This is a genomic window from Massilia rhizosphaerae (assembly GCF_016093545.1).
GTDB lineage: Bacteria > Pseudomonadota > Gammaproteobacteria > Burkholderiales > Burkholderiaceae_D > Telluria > Telluria rhizosphaerae.
In genome coordinates this window covers 87,579-112,532 of record NZ_JADKYX010000013.1, presented here as the reverse complement: position 1 = coordinate 112,532, position 24,954 = coordinate 87,579, and the positions used below count along the sequence as shown (strand labels likewise).

Sequence of the window (24,954 nt, the reverse complement as noted above, 5' to 3'; positions counted from 1 at the left end):
ATGCCATGCATCGAACCCGCGCGCCGTCCGCGCTTCTGGTCCCCACCCTGATCGCCCTGCTGGGCGCCGGTTGCGCGACGCCGCCCGCGCCCGTCGCGGACGCCGTGCAGGCCGCCGCCGCCGAACCGCTCGCGACGGTCCTCGCGAAGCCGCTGTACCGCATGCATCCCGTCGAGGCGGGCCGCTACATCGCCTGGGTGCACGACGCCGAGCCCGACCTGCGCAAGCGCATCGCCGCCATCGCCCGCAAGAACCTCGGCCAGCCCTACCGGCTGAACCTGCTGGGCGAGTTCCCTTACCAGGTCCATGACGATTTGCCGATGTTCAGCCTGGACCACAGCGATTGCGTCGTATTCGCGGAACACACCTACGCGATGGCCTTGTCGCAATCGTGGGAGGAATTCTTCTGGATGCTGCAGCGCATCCGCTACCGCGACGGCATCATCGGCGTGGCCACGCGCAACCACTACACGGAGATGGACTGGAACGTCGCCAACCGCTGGCTCGTCACGGACATCAGCGCCGACCTGGCCGGCCCCGACGGTCCCACCTACACGATGACGATCGACCGCGCCCGCTTCCTCAAGACGCGCCACCACACGGACGCCAGCATCCCCATCGAGACGAGCACGCAGGCCTACGTGCCGAAAGACCGCGTGGCCGCCATCGCGGGCCAGCTGCGTGAAGGCGACCTCGTCAACGTGATCTCGACGCGCGACGGCCGCTACTGGGCGTCGCACGTGGGGCTGGTCGTGCTGGGCCCCGACGGCGAGCGCCACTTCATCCACTCGTCCGAGCCGCAGGTGCGCGAGGAAACGTTCGATGCGTTCATCGCCCGCGCCGCCGCGCGCGAAGAGCGCAACCGCCAGGCAGGCAAGAACGGCCAGGTGCTGGCCGGCTTCAAGTTCCTGCGCCTGAACGACGACATCGTGGTGCCGCCGATGGCGCCCCAGCCGCGCCCGGGCCGTCCGGCCGGCGCCTGACCCTCCCCCGTCCGGCGCCCGCGACCGCCGGACGGCAAGTTTCCCCCCGGCGGTAATCCGCCATCTCTCCCTTCCCGCCTTTCCGAATTTATTTCGGCAAATAAATTTCCTATTTTATTAAATGGGGAAATTTCTTTAAAACATATTCCCCAATTCAATTTCCTATTTTCATGTTCGTGTCATTTGCGACAAATTCCGTTTAGGCGGTTGAGCATGGTCAAACCCGTAATTCATATACGCCGAGATAATAAACTTACTCAGCAATATTTAATCTAACTGGCGGCACACTCCATCCATCGACAGATCACCTCAGGAACAAAAGCGCACGTTCGATCACCCGTTTGTTTTTACTGACGGATATTCATCTTTGCCAACTCACGCCGCGTTTCAGAATCATGATCAAGCTAAATCAAGCGCTTATCAGTCGATTTTGCTCCAGAATGGTGTCCCTGCATCGCACGACGAAAATCGCGCTGATGGTCACGGCTGATCTGATCGCACTGCCATTCTGTTTTCTGATCGCAATGCTGCTGCGCGGCGGCGATCTGAGACTGGCCTCTCATTTCGGGCCGGCCTCCTATATTCTGGTGGCGGTCGTGACGATCGCCGCATTTTCCGTTTCCGATTTATATCGCGCCGTCATTCGCTTCATCGACCAGCGCTTATTGAGCGTCACCGGCATCGCATTGGCCGTCGCCATTTTATGCGCCTACGCCGTCACGTTTTCGATCAAGGAAGAAAACTTCCCGCGCAGCGCATTGGCCATTTACTGGTTTATCGTCTTTTCCTATGTCATCGCGTCACGCATTGGCGTACGTAATTTTCTGCGCAATCAGCAGGCGGGCCCGCGCAGCGCCACGGAAGTGGTGGCCATCTACGGCGCGGGCGAAGCCGGCGCGCGGCTGGCCCAAGCCATGCGCAACAGCGACGAATACCGCCCGGTCTGCTTCTTCGACGACAAGCACGCGCTGAACGAACGCAACATCGGCGGGCTGCGCGTATTCCATACGGATCGCCTCGTGGAGATCGTGGGCGCGATGGGCGTCCGCGCCATCGTGATCGCCATCCCGTCCGTGTCGCCCGAGCGCCTGCGCGACATCATGCAGCGGCTCGCCCAGGCCGGCATTCCCACCAAGATCCTGAGCCGCCTCGTCGACCTCGCCGACGACAAGGTCACGCCGCGCGACAGCATCCGCGACCTGAAGTTCGAAGACCTGCTCGGCCGACCTCCGGTGCCGCCGCGCGTCGACCTGTTCGCCCGCTGCGTGCGCGGCAAGACGGTACTCGTGACCGGCGCGGGCGGCTCCATCGGCAGCGAGCTGTGTCGCCAGATCGTCACCCTCGGCCCGAACCGCCTGCACCTGCTCGACCACTCCGAGTTTGCGCTGTACACCATCCGCCAGGAGCTGGCCAACCGCGTCCCCGACATCCCCGTGGAAGCCCACCTGGGCTCCGTCTGCAATGCGGACCTCGTGGAACGCATCCTGCGCGCCGGTCCCGTCGACACGATCTACCACGCGGCCGCCTACAAGCACGTGCCCCTCGTCGAAACCAACATCGTCGAAGGCTTGCGCAACAACGTCCTCGGCGCCCAGGTGATCGCCAGCCAGGCGGCCAGGAACGGCGTCGAGACCTGCGTGCTGATCTCGAGCGACAAGGCCGTGCGGCCCACCAACATCATGGGCGCCAGCAAGCGCATCGCGGAGCTGATCTTCCAGGCCGCGGCGGTGCGGCAAGGTGTCGGCGACGGCCCGCGCACCACGTTCTGCATGGTCCGCTTCGGCAACGTGCTCGGGTCGTCGGGCTCCGTGATCCCCCTGTTCCAGCGCCAGATCGCGCGCGGCGGCCCGCTCACGATCACGCATCCCGACGTGTCGCGCTACTTCATGCTGATCCCGGAGGCGGCCCAGCTGGTGATCCAGGCCGGCGCCATGGCCAAGGGCGGCGACGTGTTCGTGCTCGACATGGGCGAACCGGTCCGCATCGTCGACCTCGCGCGCACCCTGATCGCCCTGTCCGGCCTAACCGAAAAGTCGCCGCAGAACCCGGACGGCGAGATCGAGATCCGCTACGTCGGCCTGTTCCCCGGCGAAAAGCTGCACGAGGAATTGCTGACGGACGGCGTCGTTTTCCCCAGCGACCATCCACGCATCATGCGCATGAAGGAAAACGCCTTGAGGCCGGGCGTGCTGGACACCTTCATCACCTGCCTGATGATGGCTTGCGAGACCCATGAGCGTCCCATGATCGAGGCGATGGTCAAGGCCATCGTCACCGAATACAGCCCCAACCGGTCCACGCTCGAACCGGCGACTTCCGCGACCGCGGCCACCGCACCGGCCGCGCCGGCTGCGGCGCCGCTCGCGGCCCCGCAGCCGCGCCTGGGCCTGATCAGGCGATTCGTGCCGTTCCGGATTTGACGACGACCCTTCCACCCACTGTTTGGCGAGGACACACATGCGTGACGAAAGCAAACCGGCCTATCTCGAACAGCTCACCACCCGGCTGCGTGAGCGCACCGCCGTCATCGGCATCATCGGACTGGGCTACGTCGGCCTGCCGCTGACCTTGCGCTATGCCGAAGCCGGTTTCCGCGTGCTCGGCATCGACATCGACGGCGCCAAGGTCGAACGCCTGAACGGTGGCGAAAGCTACATCCACCACATCGCCGCCGCCGACATCGCCCGCGCCCGCGAACGGGGCTTCGAAGCCACCACCGACTTCTCCCGCGCCGGCGAGCCGGACGCCCTGATCATCTGCGTGCCGACGCCCCTCAACGCCTACCGCGAACCCGACCTGTCGTTCGTGCTCGACACGACGGACGCCCTGCTGCCCTTCATGCGGCCCGGCCAGCTGCTGTCGCTGGAAAGCACCACCTATCCCGGCACGACGGACGAGGAACTCAAGCCGCGCCTGGAATCGCGCGGCTTCTCGATCGGGCAGGACGTCTTCCTCGTGTTCTCGCCCGAGCGCGAAGATCCGGGCAACCCCGACTTCCACACGCGTACGATCCCGAAAGTGTGCGGCGGCGTCACGCCGGCCTGCCTGGAAGCGGGCATCGCGCTGTACAGCCCGGCAATCGACCGCGTCGTGCCCGTCAGCTCGACCCGCGCGGCCGAACTGACCAAGCTGCTGGAAAACATCCACCGCGCCGTCAACATCGGCCTCGTGAACGAGATGAAGATCATCGCCGACCGCATGCAGATCGACATCCACGAGGTGATCCGCGCGGCGGCCACGAAGCCCTTCGGCTTCACGCCCTACTACCCGGGCCCGGGCCTGGGCGGCCACTGCATCCCGATCGACCCGTTCTACCTCACCTGGAAGGCGCGCGAATACGGCCTGCACACGCGCTTCATCGAGCTCGCCGGCGAAATCAACAGCGACATGCCGCACTGGGTCATCGGCAAACTCACGGACGCGCTGAACCGGCGCGGCAAGGCCGTGATGGGCAGCCGCGTGCTCGTGCTGGGCATCGCCTACAAGAAGGACGTCGAGGACATGCGCGAATCGCCGTCCGTGGAACTGATGGAGATCCTGCGCGAGAAAGGCGCCGTCGTCGACTATTCCGACCCGCATGTGCCCGTGTTCCCGCGCATGCGCGAACACCATTTCGACCTCAGGAGCGTCGAGCTGACGCCGCAGCGAATCGCGTCCTGCGACGTCGTGCTGATCGCGACGGCGCACAGCGCCTTCGACTACGAACTGGTGCGCCAGTACGCCAGCCTGATCGTCGACACCCGCGGCGTCTACCCGTCGCCGTTGCCGAACCTCGTCAAAGCCTGAGGAGCCCCCCATGCGCCAGTATCCCGCTCCCATCACGGACCGCAAGATCCGCTTCGCGCTGGTCGGCTGCGGACGCATCGCCGCCAACCACTTCGAAGCGCTGAGACAGCACGAGGACCGTGCCCAGCTGGTCGGCGTGTGCGACGTCGACCCGCGCGCCCTCGACCGCGCCGTCGGAGCCACCGGCGCGGCCGCCTACACGAGCCTGGAATCGATGCTGCGCGATTGCGCGGCCGACGCCTTCATCGTCACGACGCCGTCCGGCCTGCATCCCGAGCAGGCGATCCGCATCGCCCAGGCCGGCCGCCACGTGATCACGGAAAAGCCGATGGCCACGCGCTGGGACGACGGCAAGCGCATGGTGGCGGCGGCCGACGCGGCCGGCGTGCGCCTGTTCGTCGTCAAGCAGAACCGCCGCAACGCCACGCTGCAGCTGCTCAAGCGCGCCGTCGACAAGAAGCGCTTCGGCCGCATCTATATGGTGAACCTGAACGTGTTCTGGACGCGCCCGCCCGAGTATTACCGCAGCGCCGGCTGGCGCGGCACGTGGGAATTCGACGGCGGCGCGTTCATGAACCAGGCCAGTCACTACGTCGACCTGATCGACTGGATCATCGGCCCCGTGGAAAGCCTGCAGGCCTACACGGCCACGCTGGCGCGCGACATCGAGGTCGAGGACACGGGCGTGCTCAGCCTGCGCTGGCGCAACGGCGCGCTCGGCTCCATGAACGTCACGATGCTCACCTACCCGCGCAACCTGGAAGGGTCGATCACGGTGCTGGGCGAACACGGGACCGTGCGCATCGGCGGCGTCGCCGTCAACGAGATCCAGCAATGGGAATTCGCCACGCCGGACCCGGACGACGCGCTCGTCACGGACGCCAGCTACCAGACGACGTCCGTGTACGGTTTCGGGCATCCGCTGTACTACGACAACGTGATCCGCGTGCTGCGCGGCGAGGCCGAGCCGGAAACGGACGGCCGCGAAGGCCTCAAGTCGCTGGAAGTGCTCGTCGCCGCGTACATGTCCGCACGCGACGGAAAACGTGTCGCGCTGCCCCTGGAGTACTGACATGAACATCCATGACACCCCGGCCGAACCCCAGGCGATCCATCCCAGCGCCATCGTCGACGCGGGCGCCGTGCTCGGGCCGGGCACGCGCGTGTGGCATTTCACCCACGTCTGCGGCGGCGCCCGCATCGGTGGCGGCTGCTCGCTCGGACAGAACGTCTTCGTCGGCAACGACGTCGTGATCGGGAACGGCGTCAAGATCCAGAACAACGTGTCCGTGTACGACGCCGTCACGCTCGAGGACGACGTGTTCTGCGGTCCCAGCATGGTGTTCACGAACGTCTACAACCCGCGCGCCGGCATCGTTCGCAAGGACCAGTACCGCCGCACCGTCGTGAAGCGGGGCGCCACCATCGGCGCCAACGCGACGATCGTCTGCGGCGTGACGGTCGGCCGCCACGCGTTCGTGGGCGCCGGCGCCGTCGTCAAGCGCGACGTGCCCGACTTCGCCCTGATGGCGGGCGTGCCGGCGCGCCAGATCGGCTGGATCAGCCGCTTCGGCGAACGCCTGGCGCTGCCGCTGTCCGGCAGCGGCGAAGCCACCTGCCCCCACACGGGCGACGTCTACGTGCTGCGCGACGGGATCTGCACCTTGGCCCCGGCGTCCCATCAACCGTGATCACCTCTTCCCGACCGCCATGGAATTCATCGATCTCAAATCCCAGTACCTCGCATCGCGCGACCAGATCAACCGGCGCATCCAGGCCGTGCTCGACCACGGCCAATACATCATGGGGCCGGAAGTCGCCGAGCTCGAGGCACGGCTGGCCGCCTACACGGGCGCGCGCCACTGCGTCACGGTCGCCTCGGGCACGGAGGCACTGCTGATCGCCCTGATGGCGCTCGGCATCAAGCCGGGCGACGAAATCATCACGACACCGTTCACGTTCATCGCCACGGCCGAGACGATCGTGCTGCTGGGCGCCGTTCCCGTGTTCGTGGACGTGGACGGGCGCACCGGCAACCTGGATCCGGCCCTCGTCGAGGCCTGCATCGGGCCGCGCACGCGCGCCATCATGCCCGTCGCGCTGTACGGCCAGCCGGCCGACATGGACGAGATCGACGCCATCGCGGCCCGCCACGGCCTGGCCGTGATCGAGGACGCGGCGCAAAGTTTCGGCGCGGACTATCGCGGCCGCAAGAGCTGCAACCTGTCGACGATCGCCTGCACGAGCTTCTTCCCCAGCAAGCCGCTCGGGTGCTACGGCGACGGGGGTGCGCTGTTCACGAGCGACGACGACCTGGCGCGCGCCATGCGCGAGATCCGCGTGCACGGCCAGAGCCGGCGCTACGTGCACACCCGGATCGGCGTCGGCGGCCGCATGGACACGCTGCAATGCGCCATCGTGCTGGCCAAGCTCGACCTGTTCGACTGGGAGCTCGCACAGCGCCGCCGCGCCGCCGCCACGTATGACGCCCTGTTGGCGGGTCAGGTCGACCTCGTCGCCCGCAACGCCGACCGCACCAGCGCGTTCGCCCAGTACACGGTGCTGGTCGACCGGCGCAACGACGTCCAGCGCGCCCTGCAGGACGCCGGCATCCCGACGGCGGTGCATTATCCGGTGCCGATCCACATGCAGCCGGCGTATGCGCACCTGGGCGGCGGCGCGACGTGCCCCGTGGCGCGCGCCCTGGCGGACCGGGTCATGAGCCTGCCGATGAGTCCCTACCTGCCCGACGAAGACATCCGGCGGGTGTGCGCGGCACTGCTGCAAGCCGTCGGTACGCCGGCCGAACAGGCGGCTGCCGGCGCGCCGGCCCGGCCCTCCTCAACGGCGGCCGTGCCCGTATGAATCTGCCCGGCTTCTGGAGACACGTGGCAACTGTCCTGGGCGGCGCGCTCGGCGCCCAGGCGTTGCCCTTGCTGGCGGCACCGCTGATCACGCGCATGTGCACGCCCAGCGAGATGGGGGCCTTTTCGGTGTGGCTCGGCGTCGTCGCCGTGTCCGCCATCATCGCCACCCTGCGTCTCGAGACCGCCATGATCCTCGATCACGAACCGGAACAGCAGCGGGTCTGCTTTTCCGTCGTGTTCTATTGCGCCAGCACGATCTCCGTGCTCGTCTCGCTGTGCGCGCTGCTGGCCCACGCGCTGGGACTGGCCGCGCTGAGCGGGCAATCGTGGGGCGCGCTGCTGCTCGTCGGCGCCGGCACCTGGCTCACGGCCTACACCCAGACGACACTGGCGTACGCGACGTCGCACAAGGCCTTCGGCAAGGCCGCGCGGGCCAAGGTGTGGGGTGCCGGCACCATTGCACTCACCCAACTGCTCCTGCTGATGCTGGGCGCCGGCGAAGCGGGCCTGCTGATGGGCCAGTTGATCGGGCTCGCGGCCGGCCTCGCCGCGGCCACGCTGTTGCTGCGTCCGCCACGTCCGCGGCTGGCGTTGCGCCTGGATGGCGCCGCGTTTGCGTATCTGCACCGGCACCGGAAATTCTGGCGCTTCTCGCTGCCGTCCAACCTGCTCAACGCCCTCGTGAGCCAGATGCCGCTGTTCCTGATCGGCTGGCGCCACGGCGCCGTGGCGGCCGGCCTGTATGCCCTCACCCAACGCGTGCTGTCGGCACCGGTGTCGCTGCTGGCATCCTCCGTGCTCGAAGTGTTCAAGCGCGAATCCGTGCACGAGTTCCAGACGCTCGGCCATTGCAGCCATGCATACCGCTACACGTTCAAGGCCTTGTTCATGCTGGGCGCGGGGCCGGCCCTCGTGCTGCTGCTGTTCTCGCCCGAGCTGTTCGGCCACGTGTTCGGGGCTTCCTGGCGCCCCGCCGGCGAACTGGCGCAGATCCTCGCGCCCTTGTGCTTCCTGAATTTCATCGCGAGCCCGCTCAGCTATGTGTTCTTTGTCACGGGCAAGCAGCAGGTCGACCTGATCTGGCAGATCGCGCTGTTCTTCACGACATTGGGCACCTTCCTGATGCCGGGATCGCTGCATGACAACGTGCTGTGGTACGCGATCGGCTATTCGGTGCTCTACCTGGTGTATCTGCACATGTCGTGGCAGATCTCGCAGAATCGCCTGGCGGCGGCATGAGGGCCAGCGCATGAAGACGAAGACGACCTACGGCGCCGCCACTTCCGCACGCGAGCAGCTGCTGCTGAACTCTGCGTTCTTCCTGCTGTTCCCCGGCTTCTTCTATTACCACACCCTGCTGGGCACCGGCACGATGGGGGCCTTCCTGGGCGGCTATTTCTCGCCCATGTCGCTCGTCTATATGCTGCCGCTGGCATTGGTCTACTACAGACGCCTGCGCCGGGATCCATGCCGCCTGTCGCCGATCGACATGCACTACGGCCTGTTCAATGCCTACTTCATCGCGGTGATCGTCGTGAACGCGGCCGGCGGGGCCGACCGGGCCATCGTGGCACACCACCTGGGCGGCATCCTGTTCATGGTGAACACGTTCTTCATGTTCGCGCTCATCGACTTCGAACACCGGCAATTCCGCCTGATGGGCCTGGCCAGCCTTGCGGCCATGAGCGCGATCGTGTTCACGTTCTCGATCGACGGCGTGTTCTTCCTGGGCGCGCTCGGCATCGCCAAGGATCCGGACGCCCTCGCCACCTACCAGGGTTTCTCGCGTTCCTACCTGATGACGATCCTGCCCGTCCTCGCCTACACGCGTTCGCTGCCGCTGCGCCTGGTCCTGTATGCCGGCGGCGCAGCCACGCTCTACGTCAACACGGCACGCAGCGAATTCGCGGCGCTGCTGTTCGTGATTCCCATCATCGAATTCTATTACTCGCGCCACAAGCTGGTGTTCATCTGCCTGGCCGTGCTGGCCACGTTGCTGGTCATGGCACACATGGACGAGATCATCGCCGCGCTGCCCGACAACCGCATTCTCGAATTACTGGATCTGTCGCAATCGACGTCCGCCAACAAACGGCATCACCTGGCGCAGTACGCCGAGCACACCATCGCCGCACACCCGCTGCTGGGCGATTACGGCAGTTACACCCTCGGCTATTACTCGCACAACGTGCTCTCGGCCTGGGTCGACCTGGGCCTGTTCGGTTTCGTCTATCTGCTGGCAATCACGGCGCTGCCGGCCGTGCCGATGTTTTTCAAGGAGTATTTTGCCGGCCGGCGCCGCCCGGAGTTCATCCACGCGTTCGCACTGGCCTGCGTCACCCTGCTCCTGCTGATCTCTTCCCACTACTTCACCGACATGCTGATCGGTGCCACGCTCGGCGCTTACGCGCAATACCGGTACGAGAGAAAACATGGCAAATATCGTCCACCTGACATCAGCCCATCCGCGCTACGATACCCGGATTTTCATCAAGCAGTGCCGCAGCCTGAACGAACGGGGACATGACGTGACGCTGGTGGTGGCCGATGGTCTGGGCGACGAAAGCGTGGACGGCGTACGCATCGTCGACGTCGGCCGGCCTGCCGGCCGCGTCGAACGGATGCTGAAGACCACGCGCCGCGTGCTGCGCACGGCGCTGCGGCTCGATGCGGACGTCTACCAGCTGCACGATCCTGAGCTGCTGCCGGCCGGTTTGCGCCTCAAGCGCAACGGCAAGCGGGTGGTCTTCGATTCCCACGAGGACGTGCCGATGCAACTGCTCGCCAAACCCTACCTCGGCAAGATGGCGCGGCTGACGCTCTCGCGCGCGTTCGGCCTCTACGAAAAATATGCATACCGCCACTTCGACGGCCTGATCGCGGCGACGCCATGCATCCGCACACGCCTGGCGCGGCTGCATCCGCACACGGTCGACATCAACAATTATCCGCTGCTGCAGGAATTCGGCGAGGCGGCCGACTGGGACCGCAAGGCTCAGGAAGTCTGCTATGTCGGCAGCATCTCGGCCATCCGCGGCATCCGCGAACTGGTGCGGGCTTGCGAGCTGCTGCATTCGCCGGCGCGCCTGGCGCTCGTCGGCACGTTCTCCGAACCTGCTTTGGCCCGCGAAGTCGCGCGCTCTCCGGGCTGGGCGCGGGTGCAGGCGCACGGCCACCTCGACCGCATCGGCGTGCAGCAGGTCATGCGGCGGTCGATGGCGGGGCTCGTGACGTTGCACCCCGTCGTCAACTACCTCGATGCGCTGCCCGTCAAGATGTTCGAGTACATGGCCGCGGGCCTGCCCGTCATCGCGTCGCGCTTTCCGCTGTGGCAGGACATCGTCGAAGGCAACCAGTGCGGCGTCTGCGTCGATCCCGGTAATCCGGCCGCGATCGCCGCCGCGATCGACCACTTCTGCCGCCATCCGCACATTGCGCGGCGCATGGGCGAAAACGGACGCCGCGCCGTGCACACGCGCTACAACTGGCGCAGCGAGGCCGACAAGCTCGCCGCGTTCTACGACGCCCTGCTACCGGGCTGCGCGGCCGGGTGCCGCGCGGGCCACGGCGACGGCCTGCATGCCGGCTTCCCCTAGGCATTGAAGTCCGCTGCGCTTCCGCCCGTTTTCCACCGACCGTGCACCGCCGAGCCCACGTACCATGACGACCCTGCTGCGCCATTTCGACACGCTGCGCCAGGTCCTCGCTCTCCCCCGAGCGGACCTGTGCTTCGATACCCGGATCGAGCCGGACGACATCCCGGCCACCTATCGCTATTACACGAAACCGCATCCGCGCTACAAGCTCATCGGCCACAAGACGATCGGCGCCGCGCTGGTCGACCTGGCCCGCTATCCCGCCGCGCCGGCCTACTTCGATGCCATCCAGGGCAAGAACAAAGGCGCGTGGCACGCCAAGCGGGCCAGGGCACGCGGCTATGTCTGCACGGAGATCGAACGCAACGACCACGTCGACGCCATCCACGCGATCAACACGTCGCTCGACGTGCGCCAGGGACGGCCGATGGACGGCAAGTACCTGGACAAGGTCACGCGTTACGAGCGCCAGCCCCACTTCGACTATTACGGCGTCCTGAACGACGCGGGCCGGCTCGTCGCCTACGCGAACATCGGACGCTACGGCAATTTCAGCGCGTTCTCGCAATTGATCGGCCTGCGCAACAACGACGGCATCATGCACCTGCTCATCGTCGAGATCATCGCGCGCCTCATCGAGCGCCAACGCGTGCGCTACGTCATGTACGACACGTTCTTCGGTGCGCAGTCCGGGCTGCAGCACTTCAAGCGCATCGTCGGCTTCGAACCCTATCGCGTGAAGTACCGGCTGCAATGAAGACCTTGCTCAACCGTCTCTACTCGGACTACCTGATGCCGTCGCGGCTGTCCGAGTACGATGCCCTCCTCGTCCGGGCCGCCGAGCGCGGCTACCGGCAGATATCCGTGCGCGACTTCCACCGCGCCATCGGCCGGGACACGGCGCCGCCTGCGCGCGTGCTGGTCCACCGCCACGACATCGACAGCGACCTGCGCACGGCGCGCAAGATGTTCGCGCTCGAGACGAAACATGGCGTCCGGGCCAGTTATTACTTCCGCCTCAGTACGCTGGACTACGGCTTCATGCGGGACATCGAGGCGGCCGGCAGCGAAGCCAGCTACCACTACGAGGAAGTCGCGACGTATGCCAAGCGCCACCGCCTGCGCCGCGCCGACGAGGTGCGGGCCCGCTTCCCCGAGATCCGCGAGCAGTTCGTGCGCAACTTCATGCGCATCGGCGAGCACCTGGGCACGCCGATGACGACGGTCGCCAGCCATGGCGACTTCGCCAACCGCCGCCTGAACGTGATCAACCACGAGCTCTTGAGCGACCCGGACCTGCGCCGGCGCTGCGGCATCGAATGCGAAACCTACGATGCCGACCTGCTGCGCCACTTCGACGTCTACATCAGCGACCGGCCGCCCCCCGTGTACTACCACCCGCTGTCGCCGTTCGATGCGCTCGGCCGCCACGAACGCGTCTGCTTCCTCACCCATCCCGTGCAATGGGAAACGAATTGGCTGGAAAGCACCCGCTGCAACGCGGTGCGCCTGGCCGAAGAAGTGGTGTGGCACACATGAATATCCTGCTGATCAACCACTACGCCGGATCGGTACGCCACGGCATGGAATACCGTCCTTACTACCTCGCGCGGGAATGGGTGCGCGCGGGGCACGAGGTCACCATCGTCGCCGCCTCTGCCTCGCATGTGCGCACGCAGGCGCCGACCATGGGCCTGCGCACGCGGATGGAAGAAACCATCGACGGCATCGCCTACGTCTGGCTGGCGACACCGCCGTATCGCGGCAACGGCGCGGCGCGACTGCGCAATATGGCGGCGTTCCTGTGGCGCCTGCACGCGGCGGGCGACCAGCTGGCGCGCACGGTCAAGCCGGACGCCGTGATCGCGTCCAGCACGTATCCGCTCGACATCTGGCCGGCCGCCCGCATCGCGCGCCGCGCCGGCGCCCGCCTGGTGCACGAGGTACACGACCTGTGGCCGCTGTCGCCGATGGAACTGGGCGGCTATTCGCCCCGCCATCCGTTCATCATGCTGCTGCAGGCTGCGGAAGACTTCGCCTGCCGCCGCGCCGACGCCATCGTCTCGATCCTGCCCAAGGTGCGTCCCCACCTCGAAGCGCACGGCATGGCGCCGCACAAGCTGCACCTGGTGCCGAACGGCGTCGATCCGGACGAATGGAAAGGCGCTGCGGTGCCGCTGCCCGGCCGGCTCGACGTCGTCCTCGACGGCTTGCGCCGGCAGGACCGGTTCATCGTCGGCTATGCCGGCACGCACGGCATCGCGAACGCGCTCGGCACGCTGCTCGACGCGGCGCACCGGCTGCGCGGCCGTCCCGTCGCCTTCGTGCTGGTCGGCGGCGGTCCCGACAAGCCCGCGCTGGAGGCACGGGCCGCCGCGCTGGGCCTGGACAACGTCCACTTCTTCGACCCGGTCGCGAAATCCCAGGTGCCCGCCCTGCTGCGGCGCTTCGACGTCGCCTACATCGGCTGGCGCCGCCAGGCGCTGTACCGCTTCGGCATCTCGCCGAACAAGCTGATCGACTACATGATGGCCGGCCGTCCCATCGTCCACGCCGTCGAGGCCGGCAACGACCCCGTCATGGAGGCCGGCTGCGGATTGACGGTCGCACCGGACGATCCGCAAGCCATCGCCGACGCCGTACTCGCCATGCAGGCGCTGGACGCGCCCACGCGCGCCGCGCTCGGCCGGCGCGGGCGCGATCACGCGCTGGCCAACCACACGTATCCCGTCCTCGGTCGACGCTTCCTGACCGCACTCGCTGGAGAACCGCCATGCCTGAAGACCTGACCTCCACCAACGCCCCCGTCACCGCCACGCCTTTCCTGCCGTTCGCCCTGCCCGATATCGACGAGGCGGAAATCGACGCCGTCGTCGCCTGCCTGCGCTCCGGCTGGGTCACGACCGGCCCGGCCACCCGGCAATTCGAGCAGGATTTCGGCGCCTACCTGGGCAGCGGCCTGCAGACGATTTCCGTGAACTCCGCCACGGCGGGCCTGCACCTCGCGCTGGAAAGCCTGGGCATCGGCCCCGGCGACGACGTCATCGTCCCCACGCTCACGTTCACGGCCACGGCCGAGGTCGTGCGCTACCTGGGGGCCCGTCCCGTGTTCGTCGACGTGGAACCGGACCGGATGACGCTGTCCGTCGAGGCCGTCGAAGCGGCGCTCACGCCGCGCACGCGCGCCGTCGTCCCCGTCCACTATGCCGGCCTGGCCTGCGACATGGATGCCCTGCTGGCGCTGGCGCGCCGCCATGGTCTGCGCGTCGTGGAGGACGCCGCGCACGCCTTCCCGACCCGCTACAAGGGCCGGCTGGTCGGCACCCTGGACAGCGACGTCACCGTGTTCAGCTTTTACGCCAACAAGACGATGACGACGGGTGAAGGCGGCATGGTCGTCACGCGCGATCCCGAACTCGCGCGGCGCGTGCGCGTGATGCGCCTGCACGGCATCAGCCAGGACGCCTTCGACCGCTACGTGTCGCACAAGCCGGCCTGGTATTACGAGGTCGTGGCCGCCGGCTTCAAGTACAACCTGACGGACATCGCCTCCGCCATCGGCATCCAGCAACTGCGCAAGATCGACCGCTTCGCCGCGCGCCGGGCCCACCTGGCGCGGCGCTACCACGACGGCCTCGCGGGCCTGCCGTTGCGGCTGCCCGCCCGTCCGGACGGCGCCAGCACGCATGCCTGGCATTTGTACGTGGTCCGCCTGGCGCCGGAGGCGCGGCTCGGGCGCGACGCGCTGATCGCCGAGCTCGCCCGGCGCGGCATCGGCACCAGCGTGCACTTCATTCCGCTGCACCGCCATCCTTACTGGCGCGACACCTACGACCTGTCGCCCGCCCGCTTCCCCGTCGCCGAAGCGTGCTACCAGGGCATGCTCACGCTGCCGCTGTACACGAAGATGAGCGACGCCGACCAGGACCGCGTCATCCGCCACCTGGTCGAGCTGCTGGCATGAGCAAGCGCCTGTTCGACGTGGCGGCGGCAGCGCTCGGCCTGATCCTGCTGGCGCCCGCGCTGCTCGCGATCGCGCTGTGGATCCGGCTCGACTCGCCCGGACCGGCGCTGTTCCGCCAGCGCCGCGTCGGACGCCACGGCCGCCACTTCCACATCTATAAATTCCGCACGATGGCCGACCGCCCCGACGGCGGCCGCCAGCTGACGGTCGGCCAGGACCCGCGCATCACCCGCGCGGGCCGCTTCCTGCGCCGCACGAAACTGGACGAACTGCCCCAGCTGTTGAACGTGCTGGAGGGCACGATGAGCCTCGTCGGCCCGCGGCCGGAAGTGCCGCGCTACGTCGACCGCTATCCGCCTGCGGTACGCCAGACCGTGCTGTCGGTGGCGCCCGGGATCACGGACCTGGCGGCCATCCTGTACAAGGATGAGAACGACATCCTCGGACGCGCGCAGGATCCCGAGCGGACGTACGTCGAGACGATCCTGCCCGTCAAGCTCGAGTATTACCAACGCTATGTGCGCGAGCGGACGTTCTGGCTCGACCTGCGCATCATCTTCCGGACGCTCGCCGCGATCCTGAAGTAGCAAGCCGGTTGCCGCCATGGACTGGTCCAAACTGTTCCACCTGGGCGACTTGTCCCTCACGCTCCCGGCCGGCAGTGCGATCGCCGCGTGGCTGCTGGCGGCCCGCGCCTGGCGCGCCGCCCTCGGCTGGTGTCTCGTGTTCGGGCTCGCGCTGGGCCTCGTCGCGGCGACCAAGGTCGCCTTCCTGGGCTGGGATACGGGCTTGCCGGCGCTGGGCTACAAGGCCGTCAGCGGCCACGCCGCCGGGTTCACGGCCGCCGTCCCCACGCTGTGCTGGCTAGTGACGCAACGCTGCGCGCCGGCGGTGCGTCGCGGTGCCGCCCTGCTGGCGCTCGGTCTCGGTGTCGCCGTGGCCATGGCCCTCGTCCATGCCGGCGAACACACGCCGGCCGAAGCCGTCGCCGGCTGGATCATCGGCACGGCCGCGTTCCTTTGCACCGTCCACCTGGCGGGCGGCGCACCCGCGCCGCCGACGGGCCGTGCCATCGCCTGCGCCGCCCTCGCGTCCGGCGCGACGGCACTGGCCCTGCACGCGGTGTCCGTCGGCTACTGGATGGTCCGGCTCGCGTTGGCCCTCTCCGGCAATTCCTATCCCTACCCCTGGGACAACTGCGGCTAAGGTCCCGGGTCCTTTCATCAGGAGGTTTCCATGTCAACCACGCACCTTCCATCCATCCACTGGCAGCGACAGAGCCAGCTCGACAACACTACCGGTTGCTCCGTGCTGATCTCCCTGATGCGTGGCCTGGCGGCGTTGCAAGTCGCGGCCGCGCACCTGCGCGCCGAAATATTCCCGGGGCTGCATGAGATCGTCCATCCCCCCATCTATTACCAGGCGCTGGCCTTCGCCACCGGCTTCGCGCACCAGGCGGTCGTCATCTTTTTCCTGATCAGCGGCTGGCTGGTCGGCGGCAGCCTGCTCAACAAACTGGGACGCGCAGCCGGGCCGGCGGACGCCGCGGAGGACGATACCTCGCCGTGGCTGCCCTACGCGATCGATCGCCTCACACGGCTGTGGACGGTCCTCATCCCGGCCCTGTGCCTGATGCTGCTCGTCGGTATCCTGACGAACGGCGTCGATCCTTCCCGCGCCGATGTGGCGACCGCCAACGACTACTCGGCCACCACGTTTCTCGGCAACCTGGTGGGTCTGCAAACCGTCGTCGTGGAAAATTTCGGGGGCAACTATGCGCTGTGGAGCCTGGCCAACGAGACCTGGTACTACATCCAGTTTCCCCTGCTGCTGATCATGTTCTTGAGCCGAAGCCGCGTACGCCAGGTTGGTGCCGCGGCCCTGCTCCTGGTGCTGGGCACGTCCCTGCCTTTCTCGATCACCTTGTACTTCACGCTCTGGCTGCTTGGCGCCGCGTTCTCGCGCATCCGCATCGACTGCGGCAATGGCGCGCGCCTGGCCACGATCACGGTCGCGGCCGCCTGTTCGATCTACTTCCGCCTGCGCGGCAGCAATGACGACCTCAACCTGACCTCGTTCGCGCAAGATCTCGTGTACAGCCTGCCCTTGCTCGTCTTCCTGGCGTCGATGCAGACGCCGCTCGCCACGACCTCGTCCTGGATGCACGGCATCACCCGGGTTGCGCACACGCTGTCGGAGTTTTCGTTCACGCTCTACGTCACGCACATTCCCATCATCAAACTGCTGCGGCACGCCGGGCTGCAAACGTTCGGGCGCGATCGCCTTGTACCCCATGCGCCACTGGATTACGCCGTGTATGCCGGCATGCTGGCGATCCTGCTGGCCGCCGCATGGCTGTCGTACCGGCTGTTCGAATCCCATACGTTCCGCGTGCGCCGCGCGGTCAAGAATGCGCTGCAGCCACGCCCCCGGCGCGCGTCGATGGCTTCGTCCTCGATGAAGTGACAGGTGGTCCTCACCCTCCATCCGGCCACGATCACGCCGGCGGTCGACTCACCGTCCGCGCGATCGCCCGTTCGCTGCAACCGCACGCGCGGCCTCGCAGCACGCGCAGCAAGCTGGCGCGGATGTCCCGCGCTCCAGGAACCGTTCGCTTGGAATCGTCCTTGGAATCGTCAATGCGAGGCAGTCGACCGCTTCGTCCGACCTCCACGCCGTAAAGGATGGAGGTCGACGCAACCCTTCCGCTCAACCGGCGGAAAAGCCGATCTGTCCCGCCGCCGTGAACTTGGTATAGGCACCGTAAGCGCCGAGGCGGGGCGCCATGTCGTTGAACAGCACGCCCTGGGGGGAGATCCCGGCGTGGTTCAGGCGCTTGATCGATTCGTTGATCTCGGATTCGTTCGTGCGCCCCGAGCGGGCGACGATGAAGACGGCGCCCGCGTGCCCGCCGATGATCAGTGCATCCGCCACGTCGAGCAACGGCGGCGGATCGAGCAACACCAGGTCGTAGTGGGCCGCGACCCGGTGCAGCAGGCCGCCGAAGTTCAGGTGCAGCAGGAATTCGGAACGGTTCGGCGGCAATTCCCCCGTCGGGATGAAGTCGAGGTTCTCGACGACGTCGTGATGGATCACCTCGTCGATCGACGACTGGCCCAGGATGGCACGCGACAGGCCCCGCTCGCGGCTGATGCCGAAATAGCGGTGGAGCTGGCCGTTGCGCAAATCCGAGTCGATCAGCAGCACGCGCTTGCCGCTGGCCGCCATCACGGCCGCGAAGTTGGCGGACACGAAGGACTTGCCGAGGCCCCGCGTGGGTCCGGCGAACATCACGATATTGTTGCGGAAATGAGGCATGGAAAACAGCAGCGCGGCGCGGAAGCTGCGCAGGCTTTCGATGGCGGGATCCTCGGGAATGATCTGGGCCAGCAGCGGCAGCACGCCGCCGTCGCTCCTCGCCTTGCGCATCAGCTTGTCCTGGTTATTGCTGTGCGGGATGGTCGCATAGACGACGCGCGCACGCAGCAACCGCTCGATGGCTTGCGGATCGTCGATCCCGCCCATCATGGCCTTGCGCGTGAACGCGATCAGGGTGCCGAGGAACAGGCCCGTGACGACGGCCAGCGCCACGATCAGCGGCCGGTTCGGCTTGATCGGCTTTTCCGGCGCGATCGGCGCGTCGACCATCCGCACATTGCTGACCCGTCCGACCGAAATCAGGCGCAATTGCTGGGCGGTGTTCGACAAGGCCGTATAGAGATCGGTATTGACCTTGATGTCGCGCGTCAGGCGCGCTTCATCCTGCTCGAGCACGGGTAAGTCCTTGATGCGGGCGTTGACCTGGTCGATTTCCGTGTCGACTTCCTTGAGCTGGCGGTTGATCGCGGCGACGATGGGATGGTCTTCCGTGAAGCGGGCCAGCAACTCCGTCTTCTTCTGGATCAGGTCCATGCGCCGTGCCCGCGCCGCCGCGGCCTGGGCCAGGCTCATGCGCGCTTCTTCCTGCAGGTCGACCGTGTTGTGGGCGTTACGGAACTGGTTGTAGCGGTCTTCCGCCTGTTCCAGCTGGCGCTTGAGGATGGGCAGTTGCTGATTGAGGAAGGCCAGCGACTTTTCCGCTTCCTCGGTCTTGCGCGCGAGATTCTGCCGCATGTATTCACGGCCGAGTTCGCTCAGCACGGCATACGTGCGACGCGCATTCTCTCCCTGCAGCCTGACTTCGATGATGCCGGACTGCTTGCCCTGCTCGGTGATCACGAGCGCGTTCTGGATCGCCTCGATCATCGCGAAGCGCGACATGCGGCGCAGGCGGAAGCGGCCGCCCGGATTCGCGGACAGGCGGTCGACCTTGAGTTCGATGAGCCCTTCGGGCGTCGGCACGCGGTAGCGCAGCCCGACCTCGCCTTCGAACACGATGCGCTGGCCGCCGCCGGAAAACCGGTAGCGGTCGTGGCCGAGCGCCGTCAGCGTGAACTCGCGTCCCAGCCATGCCTCCGGCACTTCGAACAGCGACACCTCGGCCCGTTCGCTGCCCCAGACGTAGCCGCCGTAACCGAACAGGCCCGGCTTCGACAGCGCGTTGGCGTTCTGGTTGGCGAACCAGAAGCCGGCGATGGGGAAGTACTTGGGCCGCACGTCGATGTACAACTGCAGGTTGTCGACCGCGCGCGAGACGACCATGCGCGAGCGCAGCAACTCCATCTCGGCGATGGCCGCCTTCTTGGTTTCGAACAGCGACGACGCTTCGGAGAGGATGTTCTTCGACGCGTTCGGGCTTTCTTCCTCGACGTGGATCATCAGATTGGCTTCGAACACGGGCTTGGCGACGAGCGCGTACAACACGGCCACCAGGGTGATGAAGGCCGTGATGCCGCCGATCAGCCAGCGGCTGTCGTACAGCGTGTTCAGGTAACCCCTGAGGTCGAATGCGGGTTCCTCGCGCGGCCCGTCGACGGCGCGCGGATCGAACGGCACGCCGATAATCGGCGGGCGGGGCATGACGGGCGACAGGGCGTGCGACTCACCAGTGGTACTCATGGGGTGCTCCGTGGATCGGCATGGGCAGGCATGACGGAATGGGCGTGGACGATGGGGTCAAGGCCGGTTGGCCGCGTTCACCGCCGACGTCAGCGCGCCCGGGAACAGGAGGCTCAGGTTGCGGTTCCAGTTGGCCAACGGCGTCGCCGCCACGTACACGATGTCCTTGGGTTGCAGCTCGAACGCTTCGGCCATCGCCAGCGATCCGGCCACGCGCGCGTCGAGCTGGAACACGCGCGTGCGCTGCGGCGTCTTGCGCACCACGTAGACCTGGCGCGCGTCGCCGCTCAGGGGGCTGATGCCGCCGCTCTCCCCCAGCGCTTCGTTGAGCGTCAGGCGGCCGTCGTGCATGGTCAGCGCCTTGGGCGTGACGACCTCGCCCGACACGAACACCTTGCTTTCGTCGCGCGAGTGCACGCGCACGACGTCGCCCGGCGCGAGCATCACGAGGCCGGGATTGATGTTCTTCTGGACCAGGTCGCGCAGGTTGATCGCGTAATGCGCCTTGCCGCGTTCCAGTTCGATGCGGCTCTGGTCGGCCGTGGGCAGCAGGCCGCCGGCGCGGTTGATGGCTTCGACCAGCGTCATCGGGATGTCGTTGATGGCCTGCAGGCCGGGCGACTTGACCTCGCCGTCGATGTACACACGCTTGCTGCGGTAGGCCTGTACGCGCAGCGTCACGTTCGGGTTCGCGAGATACTTCGCGAGCCGTGACGTCAGCAGTGCGCGCGCCTGCTCTTCCGTCAGCCCTTCGACGCGCAGGAGCCCGGCCAGCGGGAACTGGATGCGGCCCTGGTGGTCGACGACGAAGCCCTGCGGCGCCGCATTCGCGTTCGTGGCCGCGGCCGCGGCCAAGGCGGGATCGGCGTTGGCCGCCGTGACGAGACCGCCCGTCAGCTCGGGGTGGTCCCACACGACGATCGCCAGGATGTCGCCGCTGCCGATCGCGTACGGCGGCGGGTTCGGCACCAGCAGTTGTTCCAGGTCTTCGTTGGCGCGCACCTGATGCCGCTGGCGTTCCGCCGCGATCAGCCGTTCCGTGATCATTTCCGTCGGCGGCGCGGGTTCGTCCGCCCCGGCCTGGTCTTGCGAACGGAAATGGATGGTGGGCGCACAGCCCGCGAGCAGGCCGGCGAACAACCATGGCAGGGCCACGGCCGGGATCCGGACCGCGGCGAATCTTAGAAATTGCGTGATGGAAGCATTCATGTGTTGCCTGTCGAAATGGGCTGCCAACCTCTGGCAATCAGAGTCAGGGTAAGCCGCTCAACCGGCAGGACTTTGGCGCACGTCAAGCACCAGGCATAGGTCAACCGCGGGCGCCGGCGGTCGTCAGCGCATCTCTTCCAGCAGGCGCAGGGCGCCGGCGAAGCGCCACACGCGCCGCAATTCGACCACGTCGTAATTCGCCGCGACGTTCGGCGGAAACACCGAGTAGCGCGCGTTCAGCCGCACGACGCGGCGCACGAATTCGTCGATGTCGGCGCGCCCGCTGGAGCGAAGGATGACCACGTCCTCGACGCTGCCGTCGCTGCGGATCGCCACGCTGACGATAACGTGAAAGACATGATGGTCGGGGCGTGAGTTGCCCTGGCCATCGAAGGCCATCGATGTGAGCGCACGCTGGATCAGACAGGTTGAGGAATCAACCCGAACTTGACCAGTGACTTGATCCAGCGTGGAGCGTTCTTCCTGACCGACAGTTCTTCATAATTGGTGGCGCTATCCCGGTAATACTGGCCACGCTGGAGCATGAAGAAGATGGTGCGTAACAACTTGTGGGCGATGGCGATGATCGATCGTTTGTGACCGCGCCGAATCAGCAATGCTTGAAACTTCGATTTGAACACGCAGGTCGTGCGACTGGCGGAGTGGGCGAATTCGCACAACAGGCGCCGTACGTAAGGGTTGCCTTTACCGACCCGTCCGGATTTTCGCTTCCCCGCCGATTCGTTGTTGCCGGGGCAGACGCCAACCCAGGAGGCAAGGCGATCGGGGCTGCCGAACGCGGTCATGTCGGTGCCGATCTCGACGAGCAGCATCGCTGCGCCGATGACGTCGATACCTGGTAACGTCTGCAATAGCGCCATCGCGTTTCGGTGCTCGACCATCCCGGCTAGCAATTGATGATCGAAGCGGGTGATCCGCGCTTCGATCTCTTCGATGTGTTGCATGAGCTCGCCAAGGACGAAGCGGTGGCTCGACGTCAGGTCGCCTTGCAAAGCGTCGAACAGTTCTTCGCGGCTGGCCTTGAAGCGTTTGCTGGCCAGTTCGAGGATATCGTGCACCGGAGCGCCGGCGATCAGCGCCTTGACCATCTTGCGCGCCGCGGCTCCATGCACATCGCTGACGACCACGCCCAACCGGATGCCGCTGTCGGTCAGCACTTTGTGCAGACGATTCTTTTCCGCCGCGAGTTGCCCGACCAGCTTTTGGCGCTGGCGCGAAATCAGACGCAGCTCACGCAATTGCGCCGGTGGAATGAACGATCCACGCAACAGCCCGGCCCGCGCCAGGGTGGCGAGCCACTGAGCATCGCCGATGTCGGTCTTGCGGCCCGGCACATTCTTGACATGCTTGGCGTTGACAACCAGCGTCTTGATGCCGGTCGCTTCCAACGCGGCGTACGGGCTCTTCCAGTAAATGCCCGTGCTTTCCATAACGACCAGTTCGGCTCGCAGTTGCAGAGCCCATTCGGCCAGGGCCCGGCGATCGCGTTTGAAAGTGCCGAACTGCCGCTGCTCGATCCGGCTTTCCCCGGACTCGTCCTGAACAATCGCACAAGCCGTAATTTGCGCCTGGTGCACGTCTAGGCCAATCACACGTTTGTGGAGCGTCGTCAATTCCATCTCGCCTCCTTCCGCTATAAGTCAAAAGTGGAAGGCGGCGATGCGCAAAGCTGAAGGAGCCTGAAGGCGACAAGTCGCCAACGGCCTGCTTAACGTTCGCTCTCTGAGACGCAATCCGGGGTACGAGTCAGCTGCGCGGGTCACGTTAGGGTCGGGGTACGATCCTCCACGATTACAGCTCGACCTCTATCGCCGACCTTCCACCCTCAACTGTCTTTCATGTCCCGGGGTGGCATCGCGACGCTCAGCAATGAACGTTGGGGTCGATGCGCACGACGCCGGCCGCCAGCTGCCCCTCGCTCAGGACCGCGTTGCGCTCGATCTTCTGGCGCACGCTGTCGATGTACATGCGCAGCGGAATGTCGTGACGCGCGGCCTGCGCGAGCGCGCGCCGCAGCGTGCGTGCGGCGTCCTCGGCCGGGCGCACGGCCTGCGGCACGGATTTCAGGATGTCGATGCCGCGCATCAGCTCGTGCGCACGCGAGCCCAGGTCGCTGCCCAGCGCGGCGCGCCCGACCGTGCCGTTGCCCGGCCCCGCGCCATCGCCCGCGCGTGCCGGCCCCGGCGCAGCCGTCGGCGCCGGCCCGCCGGCCAGGTCCCGTTCGCGGTCGCGGCGCGCCTGCTCTTGCGCGAGCCGGGCGCTCTCCTCGGCCTGACGGCGTGCGGCCTGTTCAGCCTGCTGTGCACGCTCCTGGCGCAAGCGTTCGTCGGCCAGTTGGCGGGCACGCTCCTGTTCCGCCAATTGCTGGCGCGCGTTTTCTGCCGCGCGGCGCTGCTCCTCCATCTGTCGTGTGCGCTCCTGTTCCTGCTGGATGCGCTGCTGCTCCGCCAACTGCTGCGCACGTTCCTGCTCGGCCTGCTGCGCCGCGCGTTGCTGTTCGGCCAAACGCTGTTCTTCCTCCTGGCGGGCGCGCGCCTGCGCTTCGTCGGCCAACGCCGTCTCGAATTGCGCGGACTGCTCGGCGAGGCGCTGCCGCTGCACCTCGGCCTCGGCGCGCAGCCTGGCTTCGGCGTCCTGGCGCAGGCGGGCTTCGTCCGCTTCGCGCCGGCGCTCCTGTTCGCGCTCGCGTTCGTCGGCCAGGCGGGCGCGCTCGGCCCGAGCCTCGGTCCCGGTTGCAGCGTCGTCGTCGACGGCCTTGTCGGGCGTAGGCGCGGGCGCGGGCGGCGGTTCGGTACGCGCCAGCGGGTCCGGTGCGGGATCGGGTGCCACGGCCGGCAGCGGCACGTCGAACGTGTTGTCCCGATGCGCTTCCTGCGCGATCACGCGCGCGTGCAGGCCGTCCGCCACGTGCGTGGCCGGCGGCTTGCGGCGCCGCTTGACGACGCGTCGCGGCGGCGGCGCGGGTACAGGCGTCGGCACGGCCGGCGGTGGCGCAGGCGCGACGGGATCGACGAGTCTGAACCCCTGATGCGGCACCTCAGGCAATGGCAACGGCGCCGGCGTCGGCTGCGCCTGGACAACCGGATGCGCCGCGACGGGTGGCGGCGGCGTCGGCACGGGCACCGGCACCGGCACCGGCGGCGCAAGGGTGACGGTAGGCGCAGGGGCCAGCCGGACGGTGATCGGCCCGGCGGACCCGGGCCGCAGGCCGGGAATGCCGAACTGCAAAGACAGCACGAGTGCGTGCAGCAGCACGGAAACCAGCACACCCATTGCCAGCCGGCGCTCGGATGCGTCCATGGATGAGGCGGCGCGTGCCGCGGTGGCGTTGGGCATGCTGGTCGTGAGCGTCAGGGATACACGGTGAAATGTTGACGAATTGATAGCACAGCTTACACGCGACAGTAAAGGGGGTGCGCACGGTTCGGAACGCTATTTGCAATCCCGGCTACAATAAATTGGACCGATCAGCAAGGAGAGGTTCGCATGTCGCCTGGATTTATTTTCGCTACAGGGATCGAAAACAGCAT

General features: G+C 66.8%; 21 protein-coding genes. 16 read left to right on the top strand and 5 right to left on the bottom strand.

Features of this window, described 5'->3' with window-relative positions:
* The first annotated feature begins 5 nt into the window (after nt 1-5).
* The 16 genes from ISF28_RS19060 to ISF28_RS18985 all read left to right on the top strand — a co-directional run bounded on the left by ISF28_RS19060 (nt 6) and on the right by ISF28_RS18985 (nt 17,662).
* The gene (locus ISF28_RS19060; RefSeq protein ID WP_198118755.1) at nt 6-983 is read left to right on the top strand and encodes an N-acetylmuramoyl-L-alanine amidase-like domain-containing protein; all 978 of its coding nucleotides are present in this window, start codon (nt 6-8) and stop codon (nt 981-983) included.
* A 476-nt stretch (nt 984-1,459) separates the two neighbouring features.
* A complete protein-coding gene (locus ISF28_RS19055; protein WP_229519198.1) occupies nt 1,460-3,403 on the top strand; it encodes a polysaccharide biosynthesis protein in 1,944 nt (647 codons plus the stop codon).
* A gap of 37 nt (nt 3,404-3,440) precedes the next feature.
* Complete coding sequence (locus ISF28_RS19050) at nt 3,441-4,769, top strand: nucleotide sugar dehydrogenase (RefSeq protein WP_198118753.1); 1,329 nt, start codon at nt 3,441-3,443, stop codon at nt 4,767-4,769.
* Nucleotides 4,770-4,779: 10 nt separating this feature from the next.
* Entirely contained in the window at nt 4,780-5,841 is a 1,062-nt protein-coding gene (locus tag ISF28_RS19045; RefSeq protein WP_198118752.1) for a Gfo/Idh/MocA family protein, read from the top strand.
* A 1-nt stretch (nt 5,842) separates the two neighbouring features.
* Nucleotides 5,843-6,460: an acyltransferase gene (locus ISF28_RS19040; RefSeq protein ID WP_198118751.1), complete on the top strand. Its 618-nt coding sequence runs from the start codon at nt 5,843-5,845 to the stop codon at nt 6,458-6,460.
* Nucleotides 6,461-6,479: 19 nt separating this feature from the next.
* Nucleotides 6,480-7,634, top strand: a complete 1,155-nt coding sequence (locus ISF28_RS19035; RefSeq protein WP_198118750.1) for a DegT/DnrJ/EryC1/StrS family aminotransferase — start codon at nt 6,480-6,482, stop codon at nt 7,632-7,634.
* 23 nt (nt 7,635-7,657) lie between these two features.
* Entirely contained in the window at nt 7,658-8,875 is a 1,218-nt protein-coding gene (locus tag ISF28_RS19030; protein WP_370663467.1) for a lipopolysaccharide biosynthesis protein, read from the top strand.
* A 10-nt stretch (nt 8,876-8,885) separates the two neighbouring features.
* On the top strand, nt 8,886-10,163 hold the full coding sequence (locus ISF28_RS19025) for an O-antigen ligase family protein (RefSeq protein ID WP_198118748.1): 1,278 nt from the start codon (nt 8,886-8,888) through the stop codon (nt 10,161-10,163).
* Complete coding sequence (locus ISF28_RS19020) at nt 10,069-11,232, top strand: glycosyltransferase family 4 protein (protein ID WP_198118747.1); 1,164 nt, start codon at nt 10,069-10,071, stop codon at nt 11,230-11,232. Before ISF28_RS19025 ends, ISF28_RS19020 begins: the two co-directional genes overlap by 95 nt.
* 64 nt (nt 11,233-11,296) lie before the next feature.
* A complete protein-coding gene (locus tag ISF28_RS19015; RefSeq protein ID WP_198118746.1) occupies nt 11,297-11,989 on the top strand; it encodes a hypothetical protein in 693 nt (230 codons plus the stop codon).
* A complete protein-coding gene (locus ISF28_RS19010) occupies nt 11,986-12,771 on the top strand; it encodes a polysaccharide deacetylase family protein (RefSeq protein WP_198118745.1) in 786 nt (261 codons plus the stop codon). Before ISF28_RS19015 ends, ISF28_RS19010 begins: the two co-directional genes overlap by 4 nt.
* Nucleotides 12,768-14,021 (top strand): glycosyltransferase family 4 protein, encoded by a 1,254-nt coding sequence (locus tag ISF28_RS19005; RefSeq protein WP_198118744.1) that lies wholly within the window; start codon nt 12,768-12,770, stop codon nt 14,019-14,021. Before ISF28_RS19010 ends, ISF28_RS19005 begins: the two co-directional genes overlap by 4 nt.
* Nucleotides 14,006-15,196: a DegT/DnrJ/EryC1/StrS family aminotransferase gene (locus ISF28_RS19000; RefSeq protein WP_198118743.1), complete on the top strand. Its 1,191-nt coding sequence runs from the start codon at nt 14,006-14,008 to the stop codon at nt 15,194-15,196. The genes ISF28_RS19005 and ISF28_RS19000 overlap by 16 nt, the downstream gene beginning before the upstream one ends.
* Nucleotides 15,193-15,783, top strand: a complete 591-nt coding sequence (locus ISF28_RS18995) for a sugar transferase (RefSeq protein WP_198118742.1) — start codon at nt 15,193-15,195, stop codon at nt 15,781-15,783. The genes ISF28_RS19000 and ISF28_RS18995 overlap by 4 nt, the downstream gene beginning before the upstream one ends.
* A gap of 16 nt (nt 15,784-15,799) precedes the next feature.
* Complete coding sequence (locus tag ISF28_RS18990) at nt 15,800-16,402, top strand: phosphatase PAP2 family protein (RefSeq protein WP_198118741.1); 603 nt, start codon at nt 15,800-15,802, stop codon at nt 16,400-16,402.
* 30 nt (nt 16,403-16,432) lie between these two features.
* Nucleotides 16,433-17,662 carry an acyltransferase family protein gene (locus ISF28_RS18985; protein WP_198118740.1) on the top strand — a complete coding sequence of 410 codons (1,230 nt, stop codon included), beginning with the start codon at nt 16,433-16,435 and terminating at the stop codon, nt 17,660-17,662.
* Between the two features lie 243 nt (nt 17,663-17,905).
* Here the strand turns inward: ISF28_RS18985 and ISF28_RS18980 are convergent, their stop codons facing one another.
* The 5 genes from ISF28_RS18980 to ISF28_RS18960 all read right to left on the bottom strand — a co-directional run bounded on the left by ISF28_RS18980 (nt 17,906) and on the right by ISF28_RS18960 (nt 24,697).
* On the bottom strand, nt 17,906-20,194 hold the full coding sequence (locus ISF28_RS18980; RefSeq protein ID WP_198118739.1) for a polysaccharide biosynthesis tyrosine autokinase: 2,289 nt from the start codon (nt 20,192-20,194) through the stop codon (nt 17,906-17,908).
* Between the two features lie 57 nt (nt 20,195-20,251).
* Entirely contained in the window at nt 20,252-21,403 is a 1,152-nt protein-coding gene (locus ISF28_RS18975; RefSeq protein WP_198118738.1) for a polysaccharide biosynthesis/export family protein, read from the bottom strand.
* Between the two features lie 123 nt (nt 21,404-21,526).
* On the bottom strand, nt 21,527-21,802 hold the full coding sequence (locus tag ISF28_RS18970; RefSeq protein WP_229519197.1) for a TonB family protein: 276 nt from the start codon (nt 21,800-21,802) through the stop codon (nt 21,527-21,529).
* A gap of 20 nt (nt 21,803-21,822) precedes the next feature.
* Nucleotides 21,823-23,043 (bottom strand): IS110 family RNA-guided transposase, encoded by a 1,221-nt coding sequence (locus ISF28_RS18965; RefSeq protein WP_198118736.1) that lies wholly within the window; start codon nt 23,041-23,043, stop codon nt 21,823-21,825.
* A gap of 244 nt (nt 23,044-23,287) precedes the next feature.
* Nucleotides 23,288-24,697 (bottom strand): hypothetical protein, encoded by a 1,410-nt coding sequence (locus ISF28_RS18960; protein ID WP_198118735.1) that lies wholly within the window; start codon nt 24,695-24,697, stop codon nt 23,288-23,290.
* Nucleotides 24,698-24,954 lie beyond the last annotated feature (257 nt).

Bases quoted from the DNA above. Each gene is read 5' to 3' on its own strand.
- ISF28_RS18960 (WP_198118735.1), bottom strand. From the start codon at position 24,697: ATGGGTGTGCTGGTTTCCGTGCTGCTGCACGCACTCGTGCTGTCTTTG.
- ISF28_RS19005 (WP_198118744.1), top strand. From the start codon at position 12,768: ATGAATATCCTGCTGATCAACCACTACGCCGGATCGGTACGCCACGGC.
- ISF28_RS19045 (WP_198118752.1), top strand. From the start codon at position 4,780: ATGCGCCAGTATCCCGCTCCCATCACGGACCGCAAGATCCGCTTCGCG.
- ISF28_RS19050 (WP_198118753.1), top strand. From the start codon at position 3,441: ATGCGTGACGAAAGCAAACCGGCCTATCTCGAACAGCTCACCACCCGG.
- ISF28_RS19010 (WP_198118745.1), top strand. From the start codon at position 11,986: ATGAAGACCTTGCTCAACCGTCTCTACTCGGACTACCTGATGCCGTCG.
- ISF28_RS19025 (WP_198118748.1), top strand. From the start codon at position 8,886: ATGAAGACGAAGACGACCTACGGCGCCGCCACTTCCGCACGCGAGCAG.
- ISF28_RS18975 (WP_198118738.1), bottom strand. From the start codon at position 21,403: ATGAATGCTTCCATCACGCAATTTCTAAGATTCGCCGCGGTCCGGATC.
- ISF28_RS18995 (WP_198118742.1), top strand. From the start codon at position 15,193: ATGAGCAAGCGCCTGTTCGACGTGGCGGCGGCAGCGCTCGGCCTGATC.
- ISF28_RS18970 (WP_229519197.1), bottom strand. From the start codon at position 21,802: ATGGCCTTCGATGGCCAGGGCAACTCACGCCCCGACCATCATGTCTTT.
- ISF28_RS18980 (WP_198118739.1), bottom strand. From the start codon at position 20,194: ATGAGTACCACTGGTGAGTCGCACGCCCTGTCGCCCGTCATGCCCCGC.
- ISF28_RS19020 (WP_198118747.1), top strand. From the start codon at position 10,069: ATGGCAAATATCGTCCACCTGACATCAGCCCATCCGCGCTACGATACC.
- ISF28_RS19060 (WP_198118755.1), top strand. From the start codon at position 6: ATGCATCGAACCCGCGCGCCGTCCGCGCTTCTGGTCCCCACCCTGATC.
- ISF28_RS19040 (WP_198118751.1), top strand. From the start codon at position 5,843: ATGAACATCCATGACACCCCGGCCGAACCCCAGGCGATCCATCCCAGC.
- ISF28_RS18985 (WP_198118740.1), top strand. From the start codon at position 16,433: ATGTCAACCACGCACCTTCCATCCATCCACTGGCAGCGACAGAGCCAG.
- ISF28_RS19055 (WP_229519198.1), top strand. From the start codon at position 1,460: ATGGTCACGGCTGATCTGATCGCACTGCCATTCTGTTTTCTGATCGCA.
- ISF28_RS18965 (WP_198118736.1), bottom strand. From the start codon at position 23,043: ATGGAATTGACGACGCTCCACAAACGTGTGATTGGCCTAGACGTGCAC.
- ISF28_RS18990 (WP_198118741.1), top strand. From the start codon at position 15,800: ATGGACTGGTCCAAACTGTTCCACCTGGGCGACTTGTCCCTCACGCTC.
- ISF28_RS19000 (WP_198118743.1), top strand. From the start codon at position 14,006: ATGCCTGAAGACCTGACCTCCACCAACGCCCCCGTCACCGCCACGCCT.
- ISF28_RS19035 (WP_198118750.1), top strand. From the start codon at position 6,480: ATGGAATTCATCGATCTCAAATCCCAGTACCTCGCATCGCGCGACCAG.
- ISF28_RS19015 (WP_198118746.1), top strand. From the start codon at position 11,297: ATGACGACCCTGCTGCGCCATTTCGACACGCTGCGCCAGGTCCTCGCT.